17 protein-coding genes and 1 pseudogene are annotated in these 21,130 nt (G+C 69.8%); 4 read left to right on the plus strand and 14 right to left on the minus strand.

Annotated elements, in window-relative coordinates:
* Positions 1 to 70: 70 nt before the first annotated feature.
* The 5 genes from ACGFZQ_RS48225 to ACGFZQ_RS48245 form a co-directional block, all read right to left on the minus strand.
* Positions 71 to 1,102, minus strand: a complete 1,032-nt coding sequence (locus ACGFZQ_RS48225) for an ABC transporter permease (RefSeq protein ID WP_393845874.1) — start codon at positions 1,100 to 1,102, stop codon at positions 71 to 73.
* The gene (locus tag ACGFZQ_RS48230) at positions 1,099 to 2,061 is read right to left on the minus strand and encodes an ABC transporter permease (protein WP_393845875.1); all 963 of its coding nucleotides are present in this window, start codon (positions 2,059 to 2,061) and stop codon (positions 1,099 to 1,101) included. Before ACGFZQ_RS48230 ends, ACGFZQ_RS48225 begins: the two co-directional genes overlap by 4 nt.
* On the minus strand, positions 2,054 to 3,571 hold the full coding sequence (locus tag ACGFZQ_RS48235) for a sugar ABC transporter ATP-binding protein (protein ID WP_393845876.1): 1,518 nt from the start codon (positions 3,569 to 3,571) through the stop codon (positions 2,054 to 2,056). The genes ACGFZQ_RS48230 and ACGFZQ_RS48235 overlap by 8 nt, the downstream gene beginning before the upstream one ends.
* 1 nt (position 3,572) lies before the next feature.
* Positions 3,573 to 4,670: an ABC transporter substrate-binding protein gene (locus ACGFZQ_RS48240; RefSeq protein WP_393845877.1), complete on the minus strand. Its 1,098-nt coding sequence runs from the start codon at positions 4,668 to 4,670 to the stop codon at positions 3,573 to 3,575.
* Positions 4,671 to 4,812: 142 nt separating this feature from the next.
* Positions 4,813 to 5,826 (minus strand): LacI family DNA-binding transcriptional regulator, encoded by a 1,014-nt coding sequence (locus tag ACGFZQ_RS48245; protein ID WP_393845878.1) that lies wholly within the window; start codon positions 5,824 to 5,826, stop codon positions 4,813 to 4,815.
* 157 nt (positions 5,827 to 5,983) lie between these two features.
* Between ACGFZQ_RS48245 and ACGFZQ_RS48250 the strand changes: the two genes are divergently transcribed.
* Complete coding sequence (locus ACGFZQ_RS48250) at positions 5,984 to 8,587, plus strand: PA14 domain-containing protein (protein WP_393845879.1); 2,604 nt, start codon at positions 5,984 to 5,986, stop codon at positions 8,585 to 8,587.
* 136 nt (positions 8,588 to 8,723) lie between these two features.
* On the opposite strand, the gene ACGFZQ_RS48255 is transcribed toward ACGFZQ_RS48250, so the two are convergent.
* The 4 genes from ACGFZQ_RS48255 to ACGFZQ_RS48270 all read right to left on the minus strand — a co-directional run bounded on the left by ACGFZQ_RS48255 (position 8,724) and on the right by ACGFZQ_RS48270 (position 11,545).
* Positions 8,724 to 9,344, minus strand: a complete 621-nt coding sequence (locus ACGFZQ_RS48255; protein ID WP_393845880.1) for a TetR/AcrR family transcriptional regulator C-terminal ligand-binding domain-containing protein — start codon at positions 9,342 to 9,344, stop codon at positions 8,724 to 8,726.
* 93 nt (positions 9,345 to 9,437) lie between these two features.
* The gene (locus ACGFZQ_RS48260; protein ID WP_393845881.1) at positions 9,438 to 9,770 is read right to left on the minus strand and encodes a nuclear transport factor 2 family protein; all 333 of its coding nucleotides are present in this window, start codon (positions 9,768 to 9,770) and stop codon (positions 9,438 to 9,440) included.
* Positions 9,771 to 9,844: 74 nt separating this feature from the next.
* Positions 9,845 to 10,744 (minus strand): SDR family oxidoreductase, encoded by a 900-nt coding sequence (locus tag ACGFZQ_RS48265; protein WP_393845882.1) that lies wholly within the window; start codon positions 10,742 to 10,744, stop codon positions 9,845 to 9,847.
* 60 nt (positions 10,745 to 10,804) lie between these two features.
* On the minus strand, positions 10,805 to 11,545 hold the full coding sequence (locus ACGFZQ_RS48270) for an SDR family oxidoreductase (RefSeq protein ID WP_393845883.1): 741 nt from the start codon (positions 11,543 to 11,545) through the stop codon (positions 10,805 to 10,807).
* A 281-nt stretch (positions 11,546 to 11,826) separates the two neighbouring features.
* Here ACGFZQ_RS48270 and ACGFZQ_RS48275 point away from each other — a divergent pair, with 281 nt between their 5' ends.
* Positions 11,827 to 13,458 (plus strand): phosphodiester glycosidase family protein, encoded by a 1,632-nt coding sequence (locus tag ACGFZQ_RS48275; RefSeq protein ID WP_393845884.1) that lies wholly within the window; start codon positions 11,827 to 11,829, stop codon positions 13,456 to 13,458.
* A 205-nt stretch (positions 13,459 to 13,663) separates the two neighbouring features.
* On the opposite strand, the gene ACGFZQ_RS48280 is transcribed toward ACGFZQ_RS48275, so the two are convergent.
* On the minus strand, positions 13,664 to 15,736 hold the full coding sequence (locus ACGFZQ_RS48280) for a glycosyl hydrolase family 28-related protein (RefSeq protein ID WP_393845885.1): 2,073 nt from the start codon (positions 15,734 to 15,736) through the stop codon (positions 13,664 to 13,666).
* A 394-nt stretch (positions 15,737 to 16,130) separates the two neighbouring features.
* Between ACGFZQ_RS48280 and ACGFZQ_RS48285 the strand changes: the two genes are divergently transcribed.
* The gene (locus tag ACGFZQ_RS48285; protein WP_393845886.1) at positions 16,131 to 17,837 is read left to right on the plus strand and encodes a nitrate/nitrite transporter; all 1,707 of its coding nucleotides are present in this window, start codon (positions 16,131 to 16,133) and stop codon (positions 17,835 to 17,837) included.
* Positions 17,838 to 18,463: 626 nt separating this feature from the next.
* Here ACGFZQ_RS48285 and ACGFZQ_RS48290 read toward each other — a convergent pair.
* Genes ACGFZQ_RS48290 through ACGFZQ_RS48300 form a run of 3 tightly spaced genes read right to left on the minus strand, consistent with a single transcriptional unit; the run spans position 18,464 to position 19,841 of the window.
* On the minus strand, positions 18,464 to 18,916 hold the full coding sequence (locus tag ACGFZQ_RS48290; RefSeq protein WP_393845923.1) for a UbiD family decarboxylase domain-containing protein: 453 nt from the start codon (positions 18,914 to 18,916) through the stop codon (positions 18,464 to 18,466).
* Between the two features lie 3 nt (positions 18,917 to 18,919).
* Entirely contained in the window at positions 18,920 to 19,192 is a 273-nt protein-coding gene (locus ACGFZQ_RS48295; RefSeq protein ID WP_393845887.1) for a hypothetical protein, read from the minus strand.
* Between the two features lie 28 nt (positions 19,193 to 19,220).
* Positions 19,221 to 19,841 carry a non-oxidative hydroxyarylic acid decarboxylases subunit B gene (locus tag ACGFZQ_RS48300; protein ID WP_393845888.1) on the minus strand — a complete coding sequence of 207 codons (621 nt, stop codon included), beginning with the start codon at positions 19,839 to 19,841 and terminating at the stop codon, positions 19,221 to 19,223.
* A 94-nt stretch (positions 19,842 to 19,935) separates the two neighbouring features.
* On the opposite strand from ACGFZQ_RS48300, the gene ACGFZQ_RS48305 reads away from it, so the two are divergent.
* The gene (locus tag ACGFZQ_RS48305; protein ID WP_393845889.1) at positions 19,936 to 20,823 is read left to right on the plus strand and encodes an AraC family transcriptional regulator; all 888 of its coding nucleotides are present in this window, start codon (positions 19,936 to 19,938) and stop codon (positions 20,821 to 20,823) included.
* On the opposite strand, the pseudogene ACGFZQ_RS48310 reads toward ACGFZQ_RS48305, so the two are convergent.
* Positions 20,820 to 21,122 (minus strand): annotated as a pseudogene (locus tag ACGFZQ_RS48310) (transposase); the annotation flags it as partial. The gene ACGFZQ_RS48305 and the pseudogene ACGFZQ_RS48310 overlap by 4 nt on opposite strands.
* Positions 21,123 to 21,130: the final 8 nt, after the last annotated feature.

The raw sequence follows: 21,130 nt of genomic DNA on the forward strand, positions 1-21,130 counted from the left end.
GCCGCTATGGCCACCGTCCCGACGACGACGGGGCGGTCCAGTCTGCGGCGAAATCTCGGCAAGGATGGTTTCACAGCACTCTCCGTCTCCGGCCCAGCCATGTCTGGGCAACCACCACCACGGCCAGGAAGGCTCCGCTGACGACCTGCTGGTAGGCAGAGTCGAGCGAGCCGATCTGGTTGATCACGTTCTGGATGACCTTCAGCAGCAGCACCCCGACGAGGGAGCCGCTGATGAAACCGAAACCGCCGCTGAGCAGGGTGCCCCCGATGACCACGGCCGAGATGGCCTCCAGCTCCATGCCGCTGCCGAGAATGGTCACGCCGGACAGCAGCCAGGCCGCGTTGAGGGCGCCGGCGAGCCCGGCGCACAGGCCCGAGAGCGTGTAGACGGAGATCTTCGTACGGGCCACCGGTGCCCCCATCAGGGCTCCCGCGTCCTCGTTGCCGCCGACCGCGTAGACGTACTGCCCGAATCTGGTGCGGCGCAGCACGACGGCGCCGAGCACGAACAGCGCCACGGTGATCCACACGGGCACTCCGATGCCGCCCAGGGAGCCCTGTCCGAGAGTGGCGAAGAAGGAGTCCTTGTCGACGAGATACGTCTTCGAGCCCTCGTCGGTGATGGCCAGCAGAATGCCCCTGGCGCCCAGCATCGCCGCCAGGGTGACGATGAACGGCGCCAGCCGGAACCGTGCGATCAGTACTCCGTTGACCAGGCCGATCAGTCCGCAGACGGCGAGCGGCAGCAGCAGGGCCACCGCCGTGCCGTACTGCGAGCCCCAGGCGGCGAGGACGCCTCCGAGGGCGAACAGCGAGCCCACCGACAGGTCGATGCCGCCGGTGACGATCACGAACGTCATGCCGAGGGCGACCACGGCGAGGAACGCCGAGGACAGCGCCATGTTCTCCAGGTTGTCGCCCGTCAGGAAGGTGTCGAAGCTCAGCGACGCCACGGTCATGGCGATCACGAGGGTGACCAGGGCGCCGTGTTGCTGCGCGAGCCCGCTCAGCCGCTCGGAGCGGTTCACGCGCCCGGGACCGGCGCCCTTGCGGCCCACGGTGTCGGTCGGCACGCCGGCCTCTTCGGTCTGGGTGGTCATCGCCTGCCTCGTTCCCGGGCCGCGTAGACGGCGAGGACGATCACCACGGCCTGGGCGATCTGGGTCCACGACGGCGGCAGATCGTGCTTGATGAGGGTGGTCGTGAGCAGCTGGATGAGCACGGCACCCGCGACGGTGCCGCCGATGCGCACCCGTCCGCCGCTGAGCGGGGTGCCGCCGACGACGACGGCGGTGATGGCGGACAGTTCCATCAGGGTGCCGAGGGAGGTGGGGTCGCTCGCGGCGAGGCGGGCGGTGGCGAGCACGCCCGCGATCGCGGCGAGGGCGCCGGAGCAGACGTAGACCACGACCAGGACCCGGCGTACCGGGAGTCCGGCGAGCCGGGCCGCCGGCCGGCTGTCGCCGATGGCCAGGACCTGCCGTCCGAAGGTGGTGCGGCGCATCACGAACGCGACCAGCACCGCGAGCGCCGCGGCGATGAGGACCAGATAGGGCACGCCGAGGACGGCGCCGGAGCCGAGTGCCGCGAGGCCCGGATCGCGTACGTCCTTGAGCTGGGGCAGCAGGACGAGGGCCAGTCCGCGTCCGGCGACCATCAGGGCGAGGGTGGCGACGATGGGCTGGACGCCGACGAACGCGATCAGCGCGCCGTTCGCGACGCCGACCACCGCGCCCGCGATCACCGCGATCAGCGTGGCGATCCAGGGTCCGTAGCCGAGGTAGAGCGAGAGCAGGGAGGTGGCCAGGGCCATCACCGAGCCCACCGACAGATCGACGCCCTCGGTGCCGATCGCCAGCGCCATGCCCAGCGCGACGATCAGGACGGGGGCGACCTGGACGGCCTGGGTGCGGAAGTTCTCCGCGGAGGCGAAGTGGGGGGTGAAGGCGAAGTTGAACAACAGCAGCGCCAGGACGCCGGCGTACACGCCGTAGTCCTGCAGCAGGCGCAGCAGCCGGGCACGGTCCAACGTGCCGCGCGCGAGGGTGAGTTCAGTCATCGCTTTCTCCAGCGGGTACGGCGGCGATGGCGCGCATCAGATCGCCCTCGGTGACGGCGTCACCGGTCAGCTCGCGTACCACGACGCCTTCCTTGAGGACCACCACGCGGTCGCTGCCCTCGATCAGTTCCTCGGTGTCGGAGGAGATCAGCAGCACGGCGAGGCCGTCGTCGGCGAGTTCGTCGATGAGTGCCTGCACCTCGGCCTTGGCGCCGACGTCGATGCCGCGGGTCGGCTCGTCCAGGAGCAGGACCTTGGGGTGCAGGGCGAGCCAGCGGGCCAGCAGGACCTTCTGCTGGTTGCCGCCGGAGAGTTCACCGACCTTCTGGTGCGCTCCCGCGGCCTTGATGCGGAGCCGTTTCATGAACGTGTCCACGATCCGGTCGACGCGGGCGTCGTCGACGAGGCCGAAGCGGGACAGTCCGGGCAGCGCGGCGAGCGCGATGTTCTCGCGGACCGACAGACCCGGCATGATGCCCTCACTCTTGCGGTCCTCCGGCAGCAGGCTGATGCCGGCGCGGATCGCGGCGGCGGTCGAGCCCGCCCGTACCGGGACGCCGGCGACGACGACCCGGCCGGTGTCGGTGGGCAGGGCCCCGGCGACGGCCTTCGCGGTCTCGCTGCGGCCGGAGCCGAGCAGCCCGCCCAGGCCGACGACTTCGCCGGGGCGGACCGACAGCGACACGTTCCGCAGAGTATGACGTACCGTCAACTCGGTCGCGGTCAGCACCGGTTCGGCGTCGGTGTCGTGCGAGCCGGAGAACCTGGTCAGGCCTTCCGCGCGTACCTCGCCGATCTCCCGGCCGAGCATCATCGCCACCAGCCGCAGCCGGTCGAGCTCGGCGAGCGGGCCGGTGTGCACGACGCGGCCGTCGCGCAGGACGGTGATCGTGTCGCAGAGTTCGTACAGCTCGTCCATGCGGTGGCTGACGTAGATCACCGCGACGCCGCGTTCGCGGAGCATGCGGATCACCTCGAACAGGGTCTGCACCTCGCGTGGTTCGAGGGAGGAGGTCGGCTCGTCCATGATGACGACGCGGGCCTCGACGGCGACGGCGCGGGCGAGCGCGACCATCTGCTGGGCGCCGACGCCGAGTTCGCGCAGCGGCCGGTGCACGTCGACCCGGATGCCGAGTCCGCGCAGCGCCTCGTCGGCCTCGCGGTGCATGCGCCGGAAGTCGATCAGGCCCAGCCGGCCCAGCGGTTCGCGGCCGAGGAACAGGTTGCGGGCCACGCTCATCAGCGGGACGAGGTTGACCTCCTGGTAGATGGTGGAGATGCCCGCCCGCTGGGCCTGCAGCGGTGTGGTGAAGCGGACCGGTTCTCCGTCGTACGTCACCTCGCCGTGGTCGGGCCGGTAGACCCCCGTGAGCACCTTGATGAGCGTCGACTTGCCCGCGCCGTTCTCGCCGACGAGCGCGTGCACCTCGCCGGCGCGCGCGGTGAAGTCCACGTCGGACAGCGCGCGCACGCCGGGGAATGTCTTGGACAGCTGGGTGACCGAGAGCACGTCAGTAGGCCTTGCCGAGGTCCGACCGGGCGTTGCTCTTGTCGTATGCGCTGTCCTTGATAACGATGTCCTGGCCGACCTTCTCGCCCTTGGTGAAGGTGTCGAGGGTCTGGAAGGCGAGCGGCCCGAAGCGCGGGTTGGACTCGATCACCGCGTAGATCCAGCCGTCCACGATGCTCTGTACGGCGTTGCGGGTTCCGTCGATGGTCACGATCTTGACGTCGCCGGCCTTCTTGCCCGCGCCCTTGAGGGCGTTGACGGCGCCGAGGCCCATCTCGTCGTTCTCGGCGTAGATCCCGGTGATGCCGGGCTTGGACTGGATGAGGTTCTCGGTGACCGACTGGCCCTTCTCGCGGGCGAATTCACCGGTCTGACGGAACACGACCTTCAGGCCGGGTGCCTTCTCCTTGATGCGGTCCTCGAAGCCCTTGGTGCGCTCGGTGGTCACGTTGTTGCCGGCCGCGCCGAGGAGGATGGCGATCTCCCCCTTGCCGCCGGTCGCTTCGATCATCTGGTCCGCGGCCCGACTGCCCTGCTCGGTGAAGTCGGAGCCGATGAAGCTCACATAGTCCTTGCAGGCCGCTGCGTTGATCTTGCGGTCGATGGTCACGATCGGGATGTGCCTGGCGGCCGCGGCGCGCAGCACCGGCTCCCAGCCGTCGGAGTTGAGCGGGGCGATGACCAGCAGGTTCGCGCCCTTGGCGATGAGGTCCTGCACGTCGCTGATCTGCTTGGAGAACTGCGACTGGGCGTTGGCGGTGAGCAGTTTGACACCCTCCGCCTTGGCTTCGGCCTTGATCGAGGCGGTCTCCGCGATACGGAAGGGGTTGGCCTCCTTCTCGGACTGGGAGAAGCCGACGGTGGCGCTCTTCAGATCGAGTTTCCGCCCGCCGTAGGCGTCGATGGTGCAGGTCGGGCCGGAGGCGGTGCCGGGCGAGGCGACCACTTGGCCGGCATCGTCCTGCTTCGAGGCGGAGGGCTTCGTGCCCGAGTCGTCCTCGGACTTGGTGCATCCGGTCGCGAGCGCGAGGCTCGTCACCAGGCCGGCGGCGAGAAGCGTTCGCGCGGAGGTGCGACGGGCAAGTGCGGTGGGCTTCATGAGTGTCCCCAAACGGCACGGCCCCGGAGCTGAGAGCGCTCTCGGGGAGGCTTGCTCTTGCGTCAACTCGGCGTGCTCGTCGTTCAGGGGAGGTTTTTACATCGTTGGAAGAGGCGTGTAAAGCCTTCCGTCCGAAATCTCGTCACCGTCGGCCCAAGGTGCTCTCCCGCTCCACCAGCTCGAATTTCGCGGTCAGTTCGCGGCCGCCGGGCTCCGCGCGGCCCGACAGGCTGCGCAGCAGCGAGGCCACGGCCATCTTCGCGATGGCTTGCTTGTCGGGCGACACCGTCGTCAGGGTGACGGCACCGAAACGCCCCTCCGCGATGTCGTCGAAACCCACCACCGCCACGTCCCAGGGCACCCGCAGACCCCGCTCGTGCAGCACCCGCATCGCCCCGATCGCGATCAGGTCGTTGAAGGCGAAGACGGCGTCCGGACGTACGCCGGAGTCCAGCAACTCGGCCATCGCACGCGCCCCGTCGTCCCGGTCCCAGCCGCCGACCGGCACCACCAGGCTGTCCGGCGCGGGCACCCCGGCCGCCGCCAACTCCGCGCGCCAGCCGTCCAGTCGCAGGTGGGCGGGCTGGTTCACGGAGTCGGTGCGCACGCCGAGGTAGGCGATCCGGGTCCGGCCGCGGCCCAGCAGATGACGCACCGCGCACCGGGCCGCCGCCACGTTGTCGATCGCGATGTGGTCGAAGGGCAGGCCGTACTCGCGCTCACCGAGCAGGACCAGCGGTACGTCGCCGGACCGGCCCCGCAGATCCTCGGCCTCCAGGGTCAGCGGGCTGAGGATCAGCCCGTCGATCACCCCGCCCCGGAACCCTTGGCTGACCAGGATCTCCTGTTCGCGCTCGCCCCCCGTGTGGTCGAGCAGGACGGTGAACTCGTGCTCCGCGGCCGCGTCGATCACGGCGCCGGCCAGCTCCGCGAAGTACGGGTTACCGAGCTCGGGAACGGCGAGCGCGATGATCCCCGTCCGGCCCTTGCGCAGATGTCGCGCGGTCAGATTGGGCCGGTAGCCGAGCTCGTCGATCGCCGCCTGCACCCGGGCGCGCGTGGCCGGGGTGACGTGCGGATAGTTGTTCACAACGTTGGACACGGTCTTGATCGAAACGCCCGCGCGTTCCGCCACGTCCCTCAGGCTGACCCGCAAGGGATCTCCTCAGCATCGATAAGTGTCCCGTACCCCGGGGATTGTCATGGCCCTGGACAGAGACCGAGAGCCGTGCTCTCATGCCAACTGCCGTTCCTTCCAACGTTGTACAGACTGAAGCAACGAGCCGCCACCCTTCCTCACCCAAGGAGGATTCGTGCGCATCAGACCTCTCGCACAGCGCCTCGCCCTGCTGCTCGCCGCGGCACTGGGCCTTGCCGGCCTCACCGCGGCACCCGCCGCCACCGCGGCCGACGATCCCGTCGAAGTCCACGGCCTCAAGGGCGAGTACTACACCCAGTCCGCCCCCGGCGCCTTCGACTTCCACGAGCTCAAAGCCACCGGGTTCGACCCGAACCTCGACTTCGACACCCTGGAGCCGCGTCTGAACTTCGCCACCGGCCAGTCGGACGACGTCAGCGTCCGCTGGACCGGGAAGATCGTCCCGGAGAAGACCGGTCCGACCACCTTCTCGATCATCGGCGACAACGGCTTCCGGCTGTGGGTCGACGGGAAGGCGGTCATCGATCACTGGGTGGACGACTGGGACCGCGAACAGACGGGCCAGCCGGTCGAGTTGACAGCGAACAAGGCCTACGACATCAAGGTCGAGTACTTCGAGCACTACGGCGGCTCCAACCTCCACCTGCGCTGGACCCCGCCCGGCGGCACCAAGACCGCCGTACCGCAGTCCGCGTTCCGCCTGCCCGACGGCTACGACTACGACGGAGCCGTCTCGACGGCAGTCCTGGCGACCGGCCGTACCCTCGCCCTCGAGTTCGCACAGCCGCTCAGCGCGCCGCCGGCCGGTCTCGGCGAGCACCTCGACGCCGTGATCGGGGGCGCCACCTGGCCCCTGGGGAAGGCCCGGCTGGACTCCGCCGACCCCCGGAAGCTGCTGATCACGCTGAAGGAGCCCGTCGTCGGCAACAAGACCGGCACCGCGTCCGGTCTCGCCGACCTGCGCTACGACGGTCAAGGCGGCTTGACCGGCACGGATGGCAACGTTGTCAGCTCCTTCTGGAGCAGCGGTGCCAACAGGTCGACGTACGAGTTGCGCACCAAGTGGGCCGACCAGGTCGGGCCGGGCAACGCCCACCCGGAGTATCCGAGGCCCCAACTCACGCGTGGTGCCTGGCAGAACCTCAACGGCACCTGGCAGTTCGCCGCGGCCACGGCGGGCGAGCAGCCGCCGGTGGGCAGGAAGCTCGGCGAGAAGATCCTCGTCCCGTACCCCGTCGAGTCGCAGCTGTCCGGGCTCGAACGGCACGAGGACCGCATGTGGTATCGGCGTACCTTCACCGTCCCGGCCGGCTGGAAGATCGGCTCCGGCAAGCGGCTGCAGCTGAACTTCGGCGCGGTCGACTGGCGAGCGGAGGTGTATGTCAACGGCACCAAGGTGGCCGAACACCAGGGCGGATACGACAAGTTCAGCGCCGACGTCACCGACGCCCTCAAGCCCGGCCGCACCCAGGAGCTGATCGTCGGCGTCTACGACCCCACCGACGCGGCCGACGGCGAGAACCCGCCGGTCGGCAAGCAGCGCCTTGACCCCAGCGGCATCTGGTACACGCCGACCTCCGGTATCTGGCAGACGGTGTGGATGGAGCCGGTGGCCGCCGACCACGTCGACCAGCTCAGGCTCACCCCGGACGTCGACGCCGGCACTCTCACCGTCGAGCCGCAGGGCGTCCGCGACGGCCTGCCGGTCACGGCGACGGCCTACGAGGGCAAGCGCAAGGTGGGCACCGTTTCCGGCCGCAGCGGCACACCTCTGACCCTGCGCATCCGGAACCCGCGTCTGTGGTCGCCCGACGACCCGTTCCTCTACGACCTGAAGGTGAGCGTCGGAGCCGACCGCGTCGGCAGCTACTTCGGGATGCGGTCGGTCAAGGTCGAGAAGGTGAACGGTGTCCCGCGCACCCTCCTCAACGGCAAGCCGGTCTTCATGATGGCCACGCTGGACCAGGGCTTCTGGCCGGACGGCCTGTACACCGCCCCGACGGACGAGGCACTCGCCTACGACCTGAAGATGCACAAGAGCATGGGCTTCAACGCGGTGCGCAAGCACATCAAGGTCGAGCCCGACCGCTGGTTCTACTGGGCCGATCGGCTCGGACTGATGGTGTGGCAGGACATGCCCGCGATGACGGCCGGGGTGAACCCGTCCGCGCAGGCGCGCGCCGAGTACGAGCACGAGATGAAGCAGATGATCGACGAGCACTACAGCAGCCCGTCGGTCGTCATGTGGGTCACCTTCAACGAGGGCTGGGGCCAGTACGACATGGCCCGCATCGCCGACCAGGCCAAGTCCTGGGACCCGACCCGGCTGGTCAACTCCATGTCCGGGCTCAACCTCGGCGAGGACGGCGGCACCGGCGACATCATGGACGAACACGGTTATCCCAGTCCGGCCCTGCCGCCCCACCCCGACGGCCGACGTGCCCTGGTCAGCGGTGAGTACGGCGGCCTCGGTCTTGCCGTACCGGGACACGCCTGGTCCGTGCAGCAGTCGTACGTGGACGTCGACCCGGCGACCTACACCGACGACTACCTGGCCAAGCTCGCCGAGGTCCACGCGCTGGCCTGCCAGGGCGGCAACGGCGCGGTGTACACCCAGATCTCGGACGTCGAGGGTGAGCTCAACGGCCTGCTGACGTACGACCGCAGGGTCGTCAAGCCCGACGTCCAGCGGCTCAGGACGGCCCAGCAGGCGCTGATCTCCGACGCCTCACGGGCCACCCCGGCCGGGTGCGCCTGACACCCGCCCTGAATCGGCGAACGCCTCCCCGCGCTGTGCCGAGTGTCCTGCGCCGTCCTTGAAAGGGGTGCGGTCCGCCGCCGTCCGAACGGCGGCGGACCGCGCTCTCGCCGCAGTCACCGGAGTCATCACCGGACTACTTCGGGCGCACTCCGTCCAGCAGGTTGTTCACAAGTCCGGTGATGAAGTCGTCGGTGACGGGTTCGTCGGGGATGAGCAGTCGGTGGTAGACGGCGCCCCAGAGCTGGTCGACGAGGATCTGCACGTCGATGTCGGCGCGGATCTGGCCGAGTTCCTGGGCTCGGTGGAGGCGTTCTCCCGCCAGCCGGCGCCGCTGCGACGAGTACAGCTTCCGGTAGGCGGTGGCCAGGTCCTGGTCCGTCTGTGACTCGCCGATGAGCTCGGCCAGTATGCGACCGCCCGGGGTCTGGGTCATGACCTGGGCGAAGGCGCGGAGCTGGGCGAGCAGGTCGGCGCGGATGTCCCCGGTGTCGGGGAAGGCGAGCGTGTCCTCGACGGCGTGGAAGTAGCCGTCCAGGGAGAGCGCACCTCTGGAGGGCCACCATTTGTAGAGGGTGGTCTTGCTGACGCCCGATGCCCGGGCGACACGTTCGAAGGTGAGGTCGCCGACGCCTTCGCTGAGCAGCAGGTTCCCGACGGTGCGCAGAACGTCTGCACGGACCTCGTCCGCGGGCCGGCGCCCCCGTCCGCGACCGCTGCCCTCCCCGGCAGCGGGTCGGTTCGCATCGTTCGCCATGTGTGCTCCTGCTCGGTTGCCGGGGTCGAGTCGTGTCGGTTTCCAGGTGGGACTGCCCGCGTCGAGTCTGCGCGTGTCATGTCACGCGCGGTGTCACGGAGCGATCCGCAGGCTCGCGATCAGCCCGTCGCGCAGGCGGAAGGTCATGGGGCCGGTGCCGTTGCAGCCGTTGCCGGTCACGGTCAGGGTGGCGACATAGGTGTCGGATGACGCGCCGGGCTCGACCGCGTCCAGTGCGAAGTGTGTCCGTACGCCGATGTTGTCGGTCCGGTCCCAGGCGCGCACGCCGTCGCGGCCGTGGTACTCACGCCCCCAGTCGTTGAGCTCGGTGTCGTGGGTGAACGCGGCGGCGAACGCGGCGGCGTCACCTCGGTTGGTCGCCTCGACGAAGGTCTGGATGGCGGCGGGGATCTCGATGATGTTCATGGTAAACGCCTCCTCCGTGAGTGGGGCGGGGACGCTAGGCCTGACGTCTCCCTGCCGCCCCGGGTCAGGGGTTATCAGCTCCGAACGGCGAGCAGGTCGGCAAGGCCGATGCGGGTGAGGAAGCCGCGGCGGATACGGTCGGCGGTCTCGGAGACCTCCTCGGATCCGTCGTCGGCGGGGTCGATATGCACGCGGTAGGGGCGCTTTCCGGCGGGCAGGGCGACGATGCGTGCGATCTCCTCGGAGACGAGCGACGCGGGTGCGTCCTCGGGGGCGAGGGCGGCGAGCTTTGTCGCCATCTGGTCCATGAGGCCCGGGTACCGGCTCTCGTACTCGGCCTCGACGGCGGTGTCGTCGGGGTGGCCGGAGTGAGCGAAGTGGTTGGTGCCGCTGGTGAACGAGCCGGGGACGACGATCGAAGTCTCCACCCCCCAGCGGGCGAGTTCGCCGGCGTAGGACACCGCGAGGGAATCCATGGCCGCCTTGGCCGCGAAGTAGGGGGCGAGGTAGGGCGGTGTGCCGCCTTTGACGCTGGTGCTGGACACCCAGAGCACCAGTCCTTGCCGGCGCCGGCGCATACCCGGCAGCACGGCGCGGTTGACGCGCTGGGTGGACAGGACGTTCACGTTGTAGAGCTCGGCGAGCTGGTCGGAGGTGAAGGCTTCGGCCGGCCCGGTCACCATGTGCCCGGCGTTGTGGATCAGCACGTCGACGCGGCCGTGCTCGGCTTCGATCTGGGCGACGGCGGTGTCGACCGAAAGCTGGGAGTTCACGTCGAGCTCGATGGGCCGCAGGTCGGCGTGGTGCTCGTCGGCGTAGTGGGCGGCGGCCCGGACCTGGGGCGCGTTGCGGCCGGTGGTCTGGCGCATGCCGGCGTAGACGGTGTGGCCGGCGTCCGCCAGCGCACGGGCGGTGAGTGCTCCGAAACCGCTGGAGGCGCCGGTGATGACGACGACGTTGCCGGTGGTGGACATGGACGTGGTTCCTTTCCGCGATGACAGTGCAGGGGCGGGGTGGTGCGGGTGCGGCGGGGGTCAGGCGAGTCCGCCGTTGGCGTAGAGGACCTGTCCGTTGACCCAGCGCGCGGGGCCGGCCAGGAACGAGACGACCTCGGCGATGTCCTCGGGCCGGCCCAGCCGTTCGAGCGGGGTCGCCTTGGCGAAGTTCGCGATGGTGGCGTCGTCCTTGCCGTCCAGGAACAACGGTGTGGCGGTGGGGCCGGGCGCGACGGCGTTGACGGTGATGTCCCGGCCGCGCAGCTCACGGGCCAGGACGAGGGTCAGGCCCTCGACCGCGGCCTTGCTGGCGACGTAGGCGCCGTAGCCCGGCAGCTGGGTGCGGACCACCGAGGTCGAGAAGTTGACGATCGCGCCACCCGGGCGGAGCCTGTGCGCCGCCTGCTGGGAGACGACGAAGGTGCCGCGGATGTTCGTGCGGTGCATCCGGTCCAGGTCGGCGAGGTCGAACGTCGCGATCGGTGCCAGGATCATGATGCCGGCGGTGTTCACGACCACGTCGATGCCGCCGAAGGCCGACTCGACCGCGTCGAACGCCGCGCTCATCGCACTCTCGTCGGCGACATCGCCTCCCACTGCCAGGGCCCTGCCGCCGGCGGCGGTGATCACGGCCACGGTCTCCTCGGCCCTGGTCCTGTTTCCCGCGTACTGCACGGCGACCGCGAAACCGTCCTTGGCGAGCCGCTCGGCCGCGGTGCGGCCGATGCCGCCCGAGCCTCCGGTGACCAGGGCGACACGGTCGGTGGTGGGGGTGCTCATGGGGGTCTCCTTTTCAGGTGCGTCCAAATGAACGACACGTTCATATAACCACGAAATGAACGTGCCGTCCATATCTGGGAGTGAGTCCTTCCAGGGCCACGTACGCACGGCGGCGCGCCACCCGAACCCACCAAGGACACGAGGGTGTGTCGGATGTCGTACAGGCTTTTCCACCAGGTGTCCGCCGCTTCACGCAGGGGTCTTCGTGTCGGCGTGGGATGGCGGGGCGGTGCGGGTATGACGGGTGGCGCCGCGCAGGCGAGTCGTACGTCAGGAGAGGCATGTCTGTCAGAGCCGAGACGTTCGGGTGCGCGGTACGGGGTGTGCGCCGGAGGGCGGGACGGGGATTCGCGCTGGGGACCGTGCTGGCCCTGGTCGCGTTCGTTCCGCCGGCCGACGCGAGCGCCCGGGCCGGGGACACCGCCGCGGACGCCGTCGCGTGGACCACTCGGTACGTGGCGCCCGGGGTCGAGGTCCGTACCGGGGTGCTCAGTGACCCTCGGGCCGCCGGCGTGTGGACGGTCACCGTCCAGGCTCCGGCCGTCAACCGCCTCACGGGTGCCGCCACCTGGGCCCCGCTGGGTGACCGCGGCTGGGCCGACACCACCGCCGGGCAGTTGCGGGCCGCCGGGCTCGCGCCGCGCGTCGAGCGGGTGACGTGGGACCAGTACACCGACACGCCGCACGGCACGATGGGGTGGCAGGTCAGAGTCGGCCGGTACGCCACGCAGGCCGAGGCGGGGACACTGGCCTCGGCGGTGTCGGCCGCCGGTTTCCGTACCTCTGTCGAGTGGACGGGCTACGACGGGCGCCAGCGCGCCGACGCGGAACGCATCCACGTCGCCGTCGTCGATCCGGCCCGGCTGCGCGGCACGATCGAGGTGAGCGACGGCGGCGACACCGCCGACCGCGAGAAGACCTCGGCGGTGGCCGCACGTCTGGGCTCCCTGGTCGGCGTCAACGGCGGATTCTTCGTCACCTCCGACGCGGACGGCGTCCAGGGCACCTCGGCCGGGCTGTCCGCGGTGCGCGGTGAGTTGCAGTCCATGGCGGCCGGTTCCCGTGCCGCGCTGATCCTCGCCGACGGTGGACGGCACGCCCGGGTCGCGGACCTGTCCACCACCGTGACCGTCGGGTCCGGCTCCGCCGTCCGCGCGATGGAGGGCATCAACCGGGTCCCGGGCAAGGTACGCAACTGCGGCCGCCCCGGCGCCGTGCCCACCGAACTCCCCCGCCAGGACGTCACCTGCTCGCTCGCGGTCGACCTGGTGAAGTTCACCTCCGAGTTCGGGGCGCGACTGCCGACCGGCGCCGGCGTCCAGGTGGCCCTCGACCGGCATGGTGTCGTCGTATCCCGTGGCGACCGGGGCGGCTCCGTGCCCGCCGGCGGCTCGGTCCTCCAGGGCACCGGGGCCGCAGCCGCCTGGCTCACCGAGCACGCCGGAACGGGCAGCCGGCTGGAGCTGCGGGAGACGGTCCGGGACGCCTCGGGCAGGCAGGTCCGGCTCGGTCCCGACGACAGCGTCGTCAGCGCGGCCCCGACCCTGGTCGAGGACGGCCGGGTCCACATCGACGCGGCCGCCGAGGGCACACTCGACCCGCTCGACCTCTCCTTCGGGTTCGCCTGGTCCAACGTGCGCCAGCCGCGCACCCTGGCCGGCGTCGACGGTCGCGGGCGGCTGCTCCTCGTGACCGTCGACGGCCGGCAGCCCGGTGTCAGCGAGGGCTTCACGCTCGCCGAGGCCGCCCGGTTCATGCGCTCACTCGGTGCGGTACAGGCACTCAACCTGGACGGCGGCGGCTCCAGCGCCATGGCCGTCGACGGCAGCCTCGTCAACGTCACGTCCGACGCCACCGGCGAGCGTGCCGTCGGCGACACGGTCCAGGTCCTGCCACGCACCGGACGGGACTGACCGCCCGCGCGGCGCCATCGAGGCGCCGTGTCACCACTCCGCCGCCTGCGACCCGCCCGGCGGCGGAGCTGCGCGCATCGGCTGCGGGGTTCCACGGCGGCCTGCTCCGGTTCGTCTCGCAGGACCCCCGGCGCCGCGGTCGGCCTCCCACCGGTGGGCACGGTTCTTCTCCCAGCGATGCTGTGACTACTTCGCCCGCCGTGCCTCACCAAGGTGCCGGCGCCGGTGGCGGGGCCACCGGGGGACGGTCGTCGCAGGTGATGGTGTTCGGCAGTTCCCAGGTCGCCAGCCAGGGGCCGGTCGTGCCACCTCCGTCGTTGCCGCCGAGGTCGTTCACCGCGAACTCGGAGCCGGAGGAGGGAAAGTTGAAGGATCCGCAGTTGTTGATGCCGACCGCGCCGACGTTACGGGCGTCCACGTTCTCGAAGGACGCCGATCCGGCGGAACGGGCGCTGAGCACGGAGGTGCCGGTGCCGTCCACGCGGATGTCCTTGAAACGGACGCCGCGGATCGCGTACTTGTCCTTCACCGGGAAGTCGGAGACCAGCATGATCGCGTTGTAGGTGTTGTCGAGGAAATGGTCGCCGGTGACCTGGATGTCGGCGTCGATGTCCCGCTCCAGCGCGTAGAACCAGATGGCTCCCAGGCCGATCTTCCAGTTGAGCTCGAACGGCCCTGAACGGACTGTGGTGTTGTCCGTGATCTTCAGCTGTCCGGTGAACGGCTGCGCGCCGAACCGGGAGCCGACCTGGATGGCGCTGCCCTCTCTGATGGGGTCGGCTATGAGGTTGCCGGTGACCGTGTTGTCGGTGCCGCCGTACAAGGCGATGCCGTTGGCGAGGACCGGGGTCTGCACGGTGTTGTGGGCGAAGACGTTGCGCGCGTCGCCCGTCTTCTCCGACCACATGGCCAGACCGTCGTCGCCGGTGTTGCGGACGAAGGTGTTGGAGACACTCGAATCAGTGACGCCGGTGTGGAAGTTGAGGCCGTCGGCGATCTGGTCGGCGATCTGGGTGCGGGTGACTCGCAGACGGGTCATCGGGCCGTCGAACCACATGCCGACCTTGGTGTGGTGGAGGTAGAGGCCGTCGATCGTCGAATCGCTGAGCGCCCCGCCGAGCGCGTTGACCTGGTCGGTGTCGATGCGTTCGCGCACGTCACCCTCGACGGCGAAGCCCGACAGGTGGACGTCGTGGCTGCCGCCGTCCGCGGCGTCCTTGCCGTAGAAGCCCACCCCGGTGTGGACCGAGCCGTCGGGGGCGGGTGTGTCGAGGGTGACCTGGTGGCCCTTGACGATCGTGTACCAGCTGCCGGCCCCGACGATCGTCACGTCGTCCACGGTGATGTGACGGTTCACCTGGTACGTGCCCGGCGGCAGGTACACCTTGAGGTGCCGCTTCTTGGCGTAGGCGATGGCCCGGTCGAAGGCGTCGCCCGCGTCACGCCGACCGGTGGGATCGGCCCCGAACGCGACGACGTTCGCGGCATGCTTCTCGACGTGGGGCGCGCCCACGAGTTGCGTGTCGAGCAGGTCGATCACGGTCCAGGCCGCGGTGCTGTTCTTGGGCGCGGTGAGGCGGACGGTGTCGCCGGCCGCGTACCGCTTGCCGAGCAGCAGTCTCTGCTCGTCGTAGAAGTGGCTCGGCCTGAACGGCTTGTCGATGGTGGGCGCCGGGGTGGTGGCAGCGGGAACGCAACCGCATTCGGTGATCCACCAGTCGGGGTGCAGCAGGTCGCCGTGGGGGTCGTTGCTGAACGGGTACTGGTTGTAGAGCCAGGAGTACTGCGAGGTGAGGGTCATCGTGGTGCGGCGGCCGCCGCCCACGGAGACATCGAGGGGCGCGGTGATGCCGCCGCCTTCGGGAGCGTCGGGGATGCTGTACCGCACGGTGAGAGCGTTGGCCGCGCGCGGCAGGGTGAAATCGACGTACTGGCCCGGCATCAGGCGCACCGCCGTGCGGCCGGATGCCTCCGAGGGCAGCGTGTACGCGGTGCGGTCCGGGCCGATGACGGTGCCGTTCGTCGCCGCGTTCTCCGCCTCCTGTTCGTCGAAGTCCACCGCGGCGCCACGCCCCGTGACAAGGGCGGGATCGAGCCCGGCCCGGGTCACCGCCGGGGTGCCCGCACGGCCACCGTGCCCCGACGCCGCCGGGGCCGGAGCGCCGAGCCCGAGCACGAGTCCGGCGGCGGCCGCGGTCAGCGCCACGAGGGTCCGAGCCGGTCTTCGCGCACGGCCCCTCAGCCGCTCCGCAGCCTCGTGGTTGGTGTACCGCGCCATCGGATTCTCGTTTCTCTAGGAGCGGAGGTCACCGAGGGCAGCTCGGCGCACGGCAGCACGGCGGGAACAGGCGGTGCCGCTGCGTACCGGGACATTAGGGCGCGGCAGGATGGCCGGACAAGACATCGGACGCTTCTTTCCATCGATCAGTACGGATCCTGCGATTGATTGTCGATTCCTTGCACGCAGATCTCGTTCTGTGGAGTGGCACTCGCACCGTCGGAGGCTCGGGATGAACCCCGTGCATGAACCCCGTGCATGATCTCGTGCAGACCCCCTAGGCGTACCGACTAGTCGGTACTAGCCTCTGGCCACGCTCTCGGAGCCGGGCCGCCGCGCACCCTCGTCGCACCGACGCGAGCACCCGGTTCCGGGTATCCCTGGGAGGAGCCGTATGTCCGCCGCCACGACACCGTCCGACGCCGACAGACCCGCGCCCGATGTGCCCTCCGCGGACGCCCGCGGGCCACTGGCCTGGCTGTACCGCCGCGAACTGACGGACTACCCGCCCACCGGTCGCCGTATGGCCTACCTCGCGATCGTGGTCGTCACCACTGTCGTCCTGTACTACATGCTGTACATCCAGTACGCGGTGGCGACGTCGATCATCACGCACTTCGGTATGACGTACCGCTACTTCATCTGGGTCTCGGTGATCGGCAACGCGGTCGGGGCCTTCGCCTCGCTCGTGGCGGGTCTGGCGGACCGCTGGGGCCGGGCGAATCTGGTGGTCTACGGGCTGCTGATCGCCGCGCTGCTGGTCTTCTTCGGGTTGCCGAACGCGGCGAACAAGACCACCTATCTGGTGCTCTTCGCGCTAGTCAGCTTCATCGAGGGCATTGTGCTGGTCGCCACCCCCGCGCTGATCAGGGACTTCTCCCCGCAGCTCGGCCGGGCCACCGCGATGGGGTACTGGACGATGGGCCCGGTCATCGGCTCCCTGGTGGTCACCACCGTCACCAGCAACACCCTCGACAGCGCCACCTGGCAGGACGAACTGCGCTATTCGGCGATCGCCGGGTTCGTCGTCTTCGTCATCGCGGTCTTCGCACTGCGCGAGCTGTCCCCGGCACTGCGCGACCAGATCATGGTGACGCTGCGGGACCGGGCGCTGGTAGAGGCACGCGCCAAGGGGCTGGACACCGAGGCGCTGCGCCGCGGCGAGTGGCGGCAGATGATGCGCCTGGACGTGCTGGGATCGGCCTTCGCCATCGCCGTGTTCCTGCTGCTGTACTACGCGGCGGTCGGCAACTTCGTCGTCTACTTCTCGACCGTCTACGGCTACAGCGAGCAGCGCACCAACGCGTTGGCCAACTGGTACTGGGGCGCGAACGCCATCGCCCTGGTCCTGGTCGGCCTGCTCTCGGACCGGCTGAAGGTGCGCAAGCCCTTCATGATCGTCGGCGCGGTCGGCTCCATCGTGGTGACCGCGGTCTTCGCCACCCGCGCCACCCACCTGACGACCGACTACTACACCTTCGCCTGGCTGTTCATCGGCATCGGCGTCTTCAGCGGCATCGCCTACGCGCCGTGGATGGCGAGCTTCACCGAGACGGTGGAGAAGCACAACCCGGCGGCGACCGCAGCGGGTCTGGCGGTGTGGGGCTGGACGGTGCGCATCGTGGTCGCCGTGTCCGCGGCCTTCATCCCGGTACTGGTCACCTCCGTGACCCCGCTGGTGGAGCACGGCGCCGAGGTCAAGGTCGCCTCGGCGCAGGCGGCGCCCGCGCTGGCCATCGTCAACGCGCACCCGGACCTCTTCGCCGAGCTGAACAAGTACACCCCGGCCACCGTGCCGCCCGCGTTGGGTGCCCGCGCCGCCAAGGAGGTCGGCGCGGAGAACCTCGCCGTCGTGCAGAAGGCGGCGCCGCAGCTGAAGCTGCTGCAGGAGTACGGCGCCAAGGTCCAGAAGGCGTCGAAGGACGGGCCTGGTGAATGGCGCACCTGGTGGTGGATCTGCGTCGGCGGCCAAGTGCTCTTCCTGCCCTTCGTCTTCGTGATGGCGGGTCGCTGGAGCCCGAAGAAGGCGCGCATGGACGCTGAGGCCCACCAAGTTGCCGTCAACCGCGAACTGGCCGCCCTCGCCGCCGCCACGGAGTGATCAGACGCGGATCCGGCCGTCCGTGAACGGGCGGCCGGATGCGGGGGGGTGTCGGATACGCGGCACCATGCGATTCGCCGGACGCCATGCGGAGGCGCCACCTCGGTCCATGATCATGAGCGAACGTCGGTGTGAGGCCCCGCTGACAAAGCCACCGGGTGGACAGTGCCCGCCGTCTGGCTGCGATGTCGTCCGCCCTGGACTCCAGCGGGAGTTGCGCGGCAACGGACTCATGGCCGAGCGCGTGAAACTCGGTGACCGTCTCGCTCCAGCAGGAGCCGCCGGCCCACAGGCCGTGGACGAGGTCTATCGCGGTCATGGTGCGAACCTGCGGTGTCGCAAGGCAGTTGGCGGATGCGGGCCCCAGCCCGGGCGCCCAGGACGACCGGGCCGCGGTCGCATCGTTCCGGTCTACCAGCCGGATGCCGGCCGCGAGGACCGTCAGGGCTTCGTCACGCAAGGCGGCATCCCGTCGGCAGGGCGCCTGTCAGCCAGGCGACGCGCCTGGACGCCGGGACCGACGAACAGGCCGCGATGACCTTACGCCTTCCGTCACTGATCGCGGACCCGACGGCAGAGGCGTCAACAGCCTATGAGGCGGACCTGTTGCTTCCCCGTTGCAGTCGTCATCCTGCGGCCGAGGCGGCCGACGCGTGAGCCGCAGACCCACGGCATGTTGCGTGCCGACGGAACGGCCACTGGTGGACGGAGCGCAGCAGCAGGTCGTCCGGTGGGGCGGGCAGGGGCGGTGGGGCGCTGGTGAAGTGAGCGATGAGCACGACTCTGTCCTGGCCGCCCAGGTAGGTGCCCGCGTCGAGGCAGGCGGGGTCGGCGAGGACGGTGGGCAGGACCTCGATGCGGTAGATGCCGACATTCTGCTTCCCGGAGTTGTCCGGGTCGTCAGGGTCCTTGGAGACGATGCCGGCCTTGTCGATGTAGAAGCCGCCGTCGCCGTCGTTGAGCCGGACCAGGGGGAGGATGTCGAAGATGTTGACGTCCTCGCCCTCGACGGAGTTCTGCGCCCACAGCGGGTTGTCCCGCCACTCCGGCTTGACCGGGAACTCCGCCCACCGGTTGATGAACTAGTCCACCTGCTCCTTGGTGCCGGTGCTCTTGGGCATGCCCAGTGCCAGGGCGTGGTTGGCCCAGGAACCGTGGACGTTCATCGCGATCCGGGCGCTGTCGAAACCGGCGATGTTGTCGAAGTACAGCGCCGGTGCCGCCTCCCCCATGCGGCTGGCGGCGTTCGCGGCGGCGGCGACGTCCGGCTCCGGCATCACCTCCTCGGTGATGCGCAGCAGTTGGCCTTCCTTGTCCAAGGCGTCAAGGAAGCTGCGAAGGTCGTCGTAGGCCATGTCTCTCCTCCAATGGTGGTGTCAGGTGTCAGGACGCGCGAACACCGTTGGGTGTGGGAGCCGCAGCGGGCGTGGTCGCGCGTGCTGAGCGCATCCCCTCCCAGCGCTTGGCGGCCGGGAACGGCAGGTCGAACTGATCCAGCACGCGGGCGGTGAGGTGATCCACGATGTCGTCCACGAACTGCGGGTGGTTGTAGAAGGCGGGCATCGGCGGCACCATCTGCACACCCATCCGGGACAGTGCCAGCATGTTCTCCAGATGGATCTCGCTCAGCGGGGTCTCCCGGGGCACCAGCACCAACTTGCGCCGCTCCTTGAGAACGACGTCCGCGGCGCGCCCCACCAACCCCTCCGCGAATCCCGCGCGGATGCCGGCCAGGGTCTTCATCGAGCAGGGCACGATCACCATGCCGTCGGTGCGGAAGGAGCCCGAGGAGATCGTGGCGCCCTGGTCCTCCGGGTTGTGCGCTGCATCGGCCAGCGCGGCCACCTCGCGGGCCGAGAAGCCGGTCTCCAGCTCGATGGTGGTGCGCGCCCAGCGGGACAGCACCAGATGGGTCTCCACCTCGGGAAGCTGCTTGAGCGCCTGCAGCAGCCGCACCCCGAACGGTGCCCCGGTCGCCCCGGTCATCCCCACGATCAGCCGCATGCCGCTGCCCTCCTTCACCAGTCAGTCGATTCTTGCCTCGCTCTCCACGCTAGGGCGTGTTCGCAGGTCATTCGGGTTATGGTCTGGGCAGGAGGTGTTCAAAATCGGACAGCTGAGGATTGCCGAAGTTCCGTTCCGTCCGGCAGCCGGGGCGCTGCCCGGCCTGGAGGTGCTGCCGCTGGCCCGACTGCCTCGGCGGGCCGCTGAGCACGGGTTGGATCCGCGGACGCCCGGGCGGGCCGACTTCCACCATCTGCTGACGGTCGAGGAGGGGACCGTCCGGCTCACCGTGGACGGAGAGCCGCTGCCGGTGCCGCCCAGCGCCTGGCTGTGGATCCGGCCCGAACAGGTGTACCGCTTCGACGAGAGTCTCGAGCATGCGCAGGGCACCCTGATCCTCTTCCAGCCTGGCCTCCTCGACCCGGCGACCATCGCCGCGGCCCGCATCGTTCCGCCCTATTCGCGGGGCCCGCTGCTGCCGACCGCGCAGGAGGCCGAGCCGATCGACCGGACGCTCGGGCTGCTCATGGAGGCGTACGGGGAGACGGGCGCGCTGCGGCTGGACGCGCAGATTGAGCTCGTCCGGCACCTGCTGGCGGCGCTGGTCCTGCGGCTCTCGCACCTCTACGTCCGCGAGCGGGGCGCGCGCGAGGCCAGTGAGGCGTTCCGAGCGTTCCACGCGGCGGTCGAGCGCGACTTCGCCGAGAGCCGCACCGTCGCCGACTACGCCCGGGCGCTCGGATACAGCTCACGGACGCTGACCCGCGCCTGCCTCGCGGCCACGGGGGTCACCGCGAAGCGGTATCTGGACGAGCGGATCGTCCTGGAGGCCAGACGCCTCCTCCTCCACACCGAGTTGCCGACCTCGGCGATCGGCGAGCGGCTCGGCTTTCCCCATCACACGGCGTTCTCGAAGTTCTTCCGGCACCACACCGGGGAGACCCCCAGCGACTACCGCTCGCGGGCCTCGGGACGGGGCTAGCTTGACTCTGCCGGGGCTCTTGATCGTCGAGGTCGGCTGCCGAAGGTCCGCCGGGACTTCGACCGGGGGACCCCCTGCTGGTCCAGGAAGGTCTGGCAGGCGGTCGGCGGTCTCGGTGACGGGGTTTCCTCGGTCATTGACCGGCTGCTGAGGCGTTCGATGTTCACGGCGATGGCCGTGAGTACCTGTTGCAGCTGGGCTTTCGGCTGTCCTCGGTATCGGCGGTGGCGCATGCCGTGTCCGTGGGCGAACTCGGTGCTGGTGCCCTCCACTCCGGAGCGGACCGCGTAGCGGGCCTCCCAGCCGG

Source organism: Streptomyces sp. NPDC048254 (assembly GCF_043201895.1).
Taxonomy (GTDB): domain Bacteria; phylum Actinomycetota; class Actinomycetes; order Streptomycetales; family Streptomycetaceae; genus Streptomyces.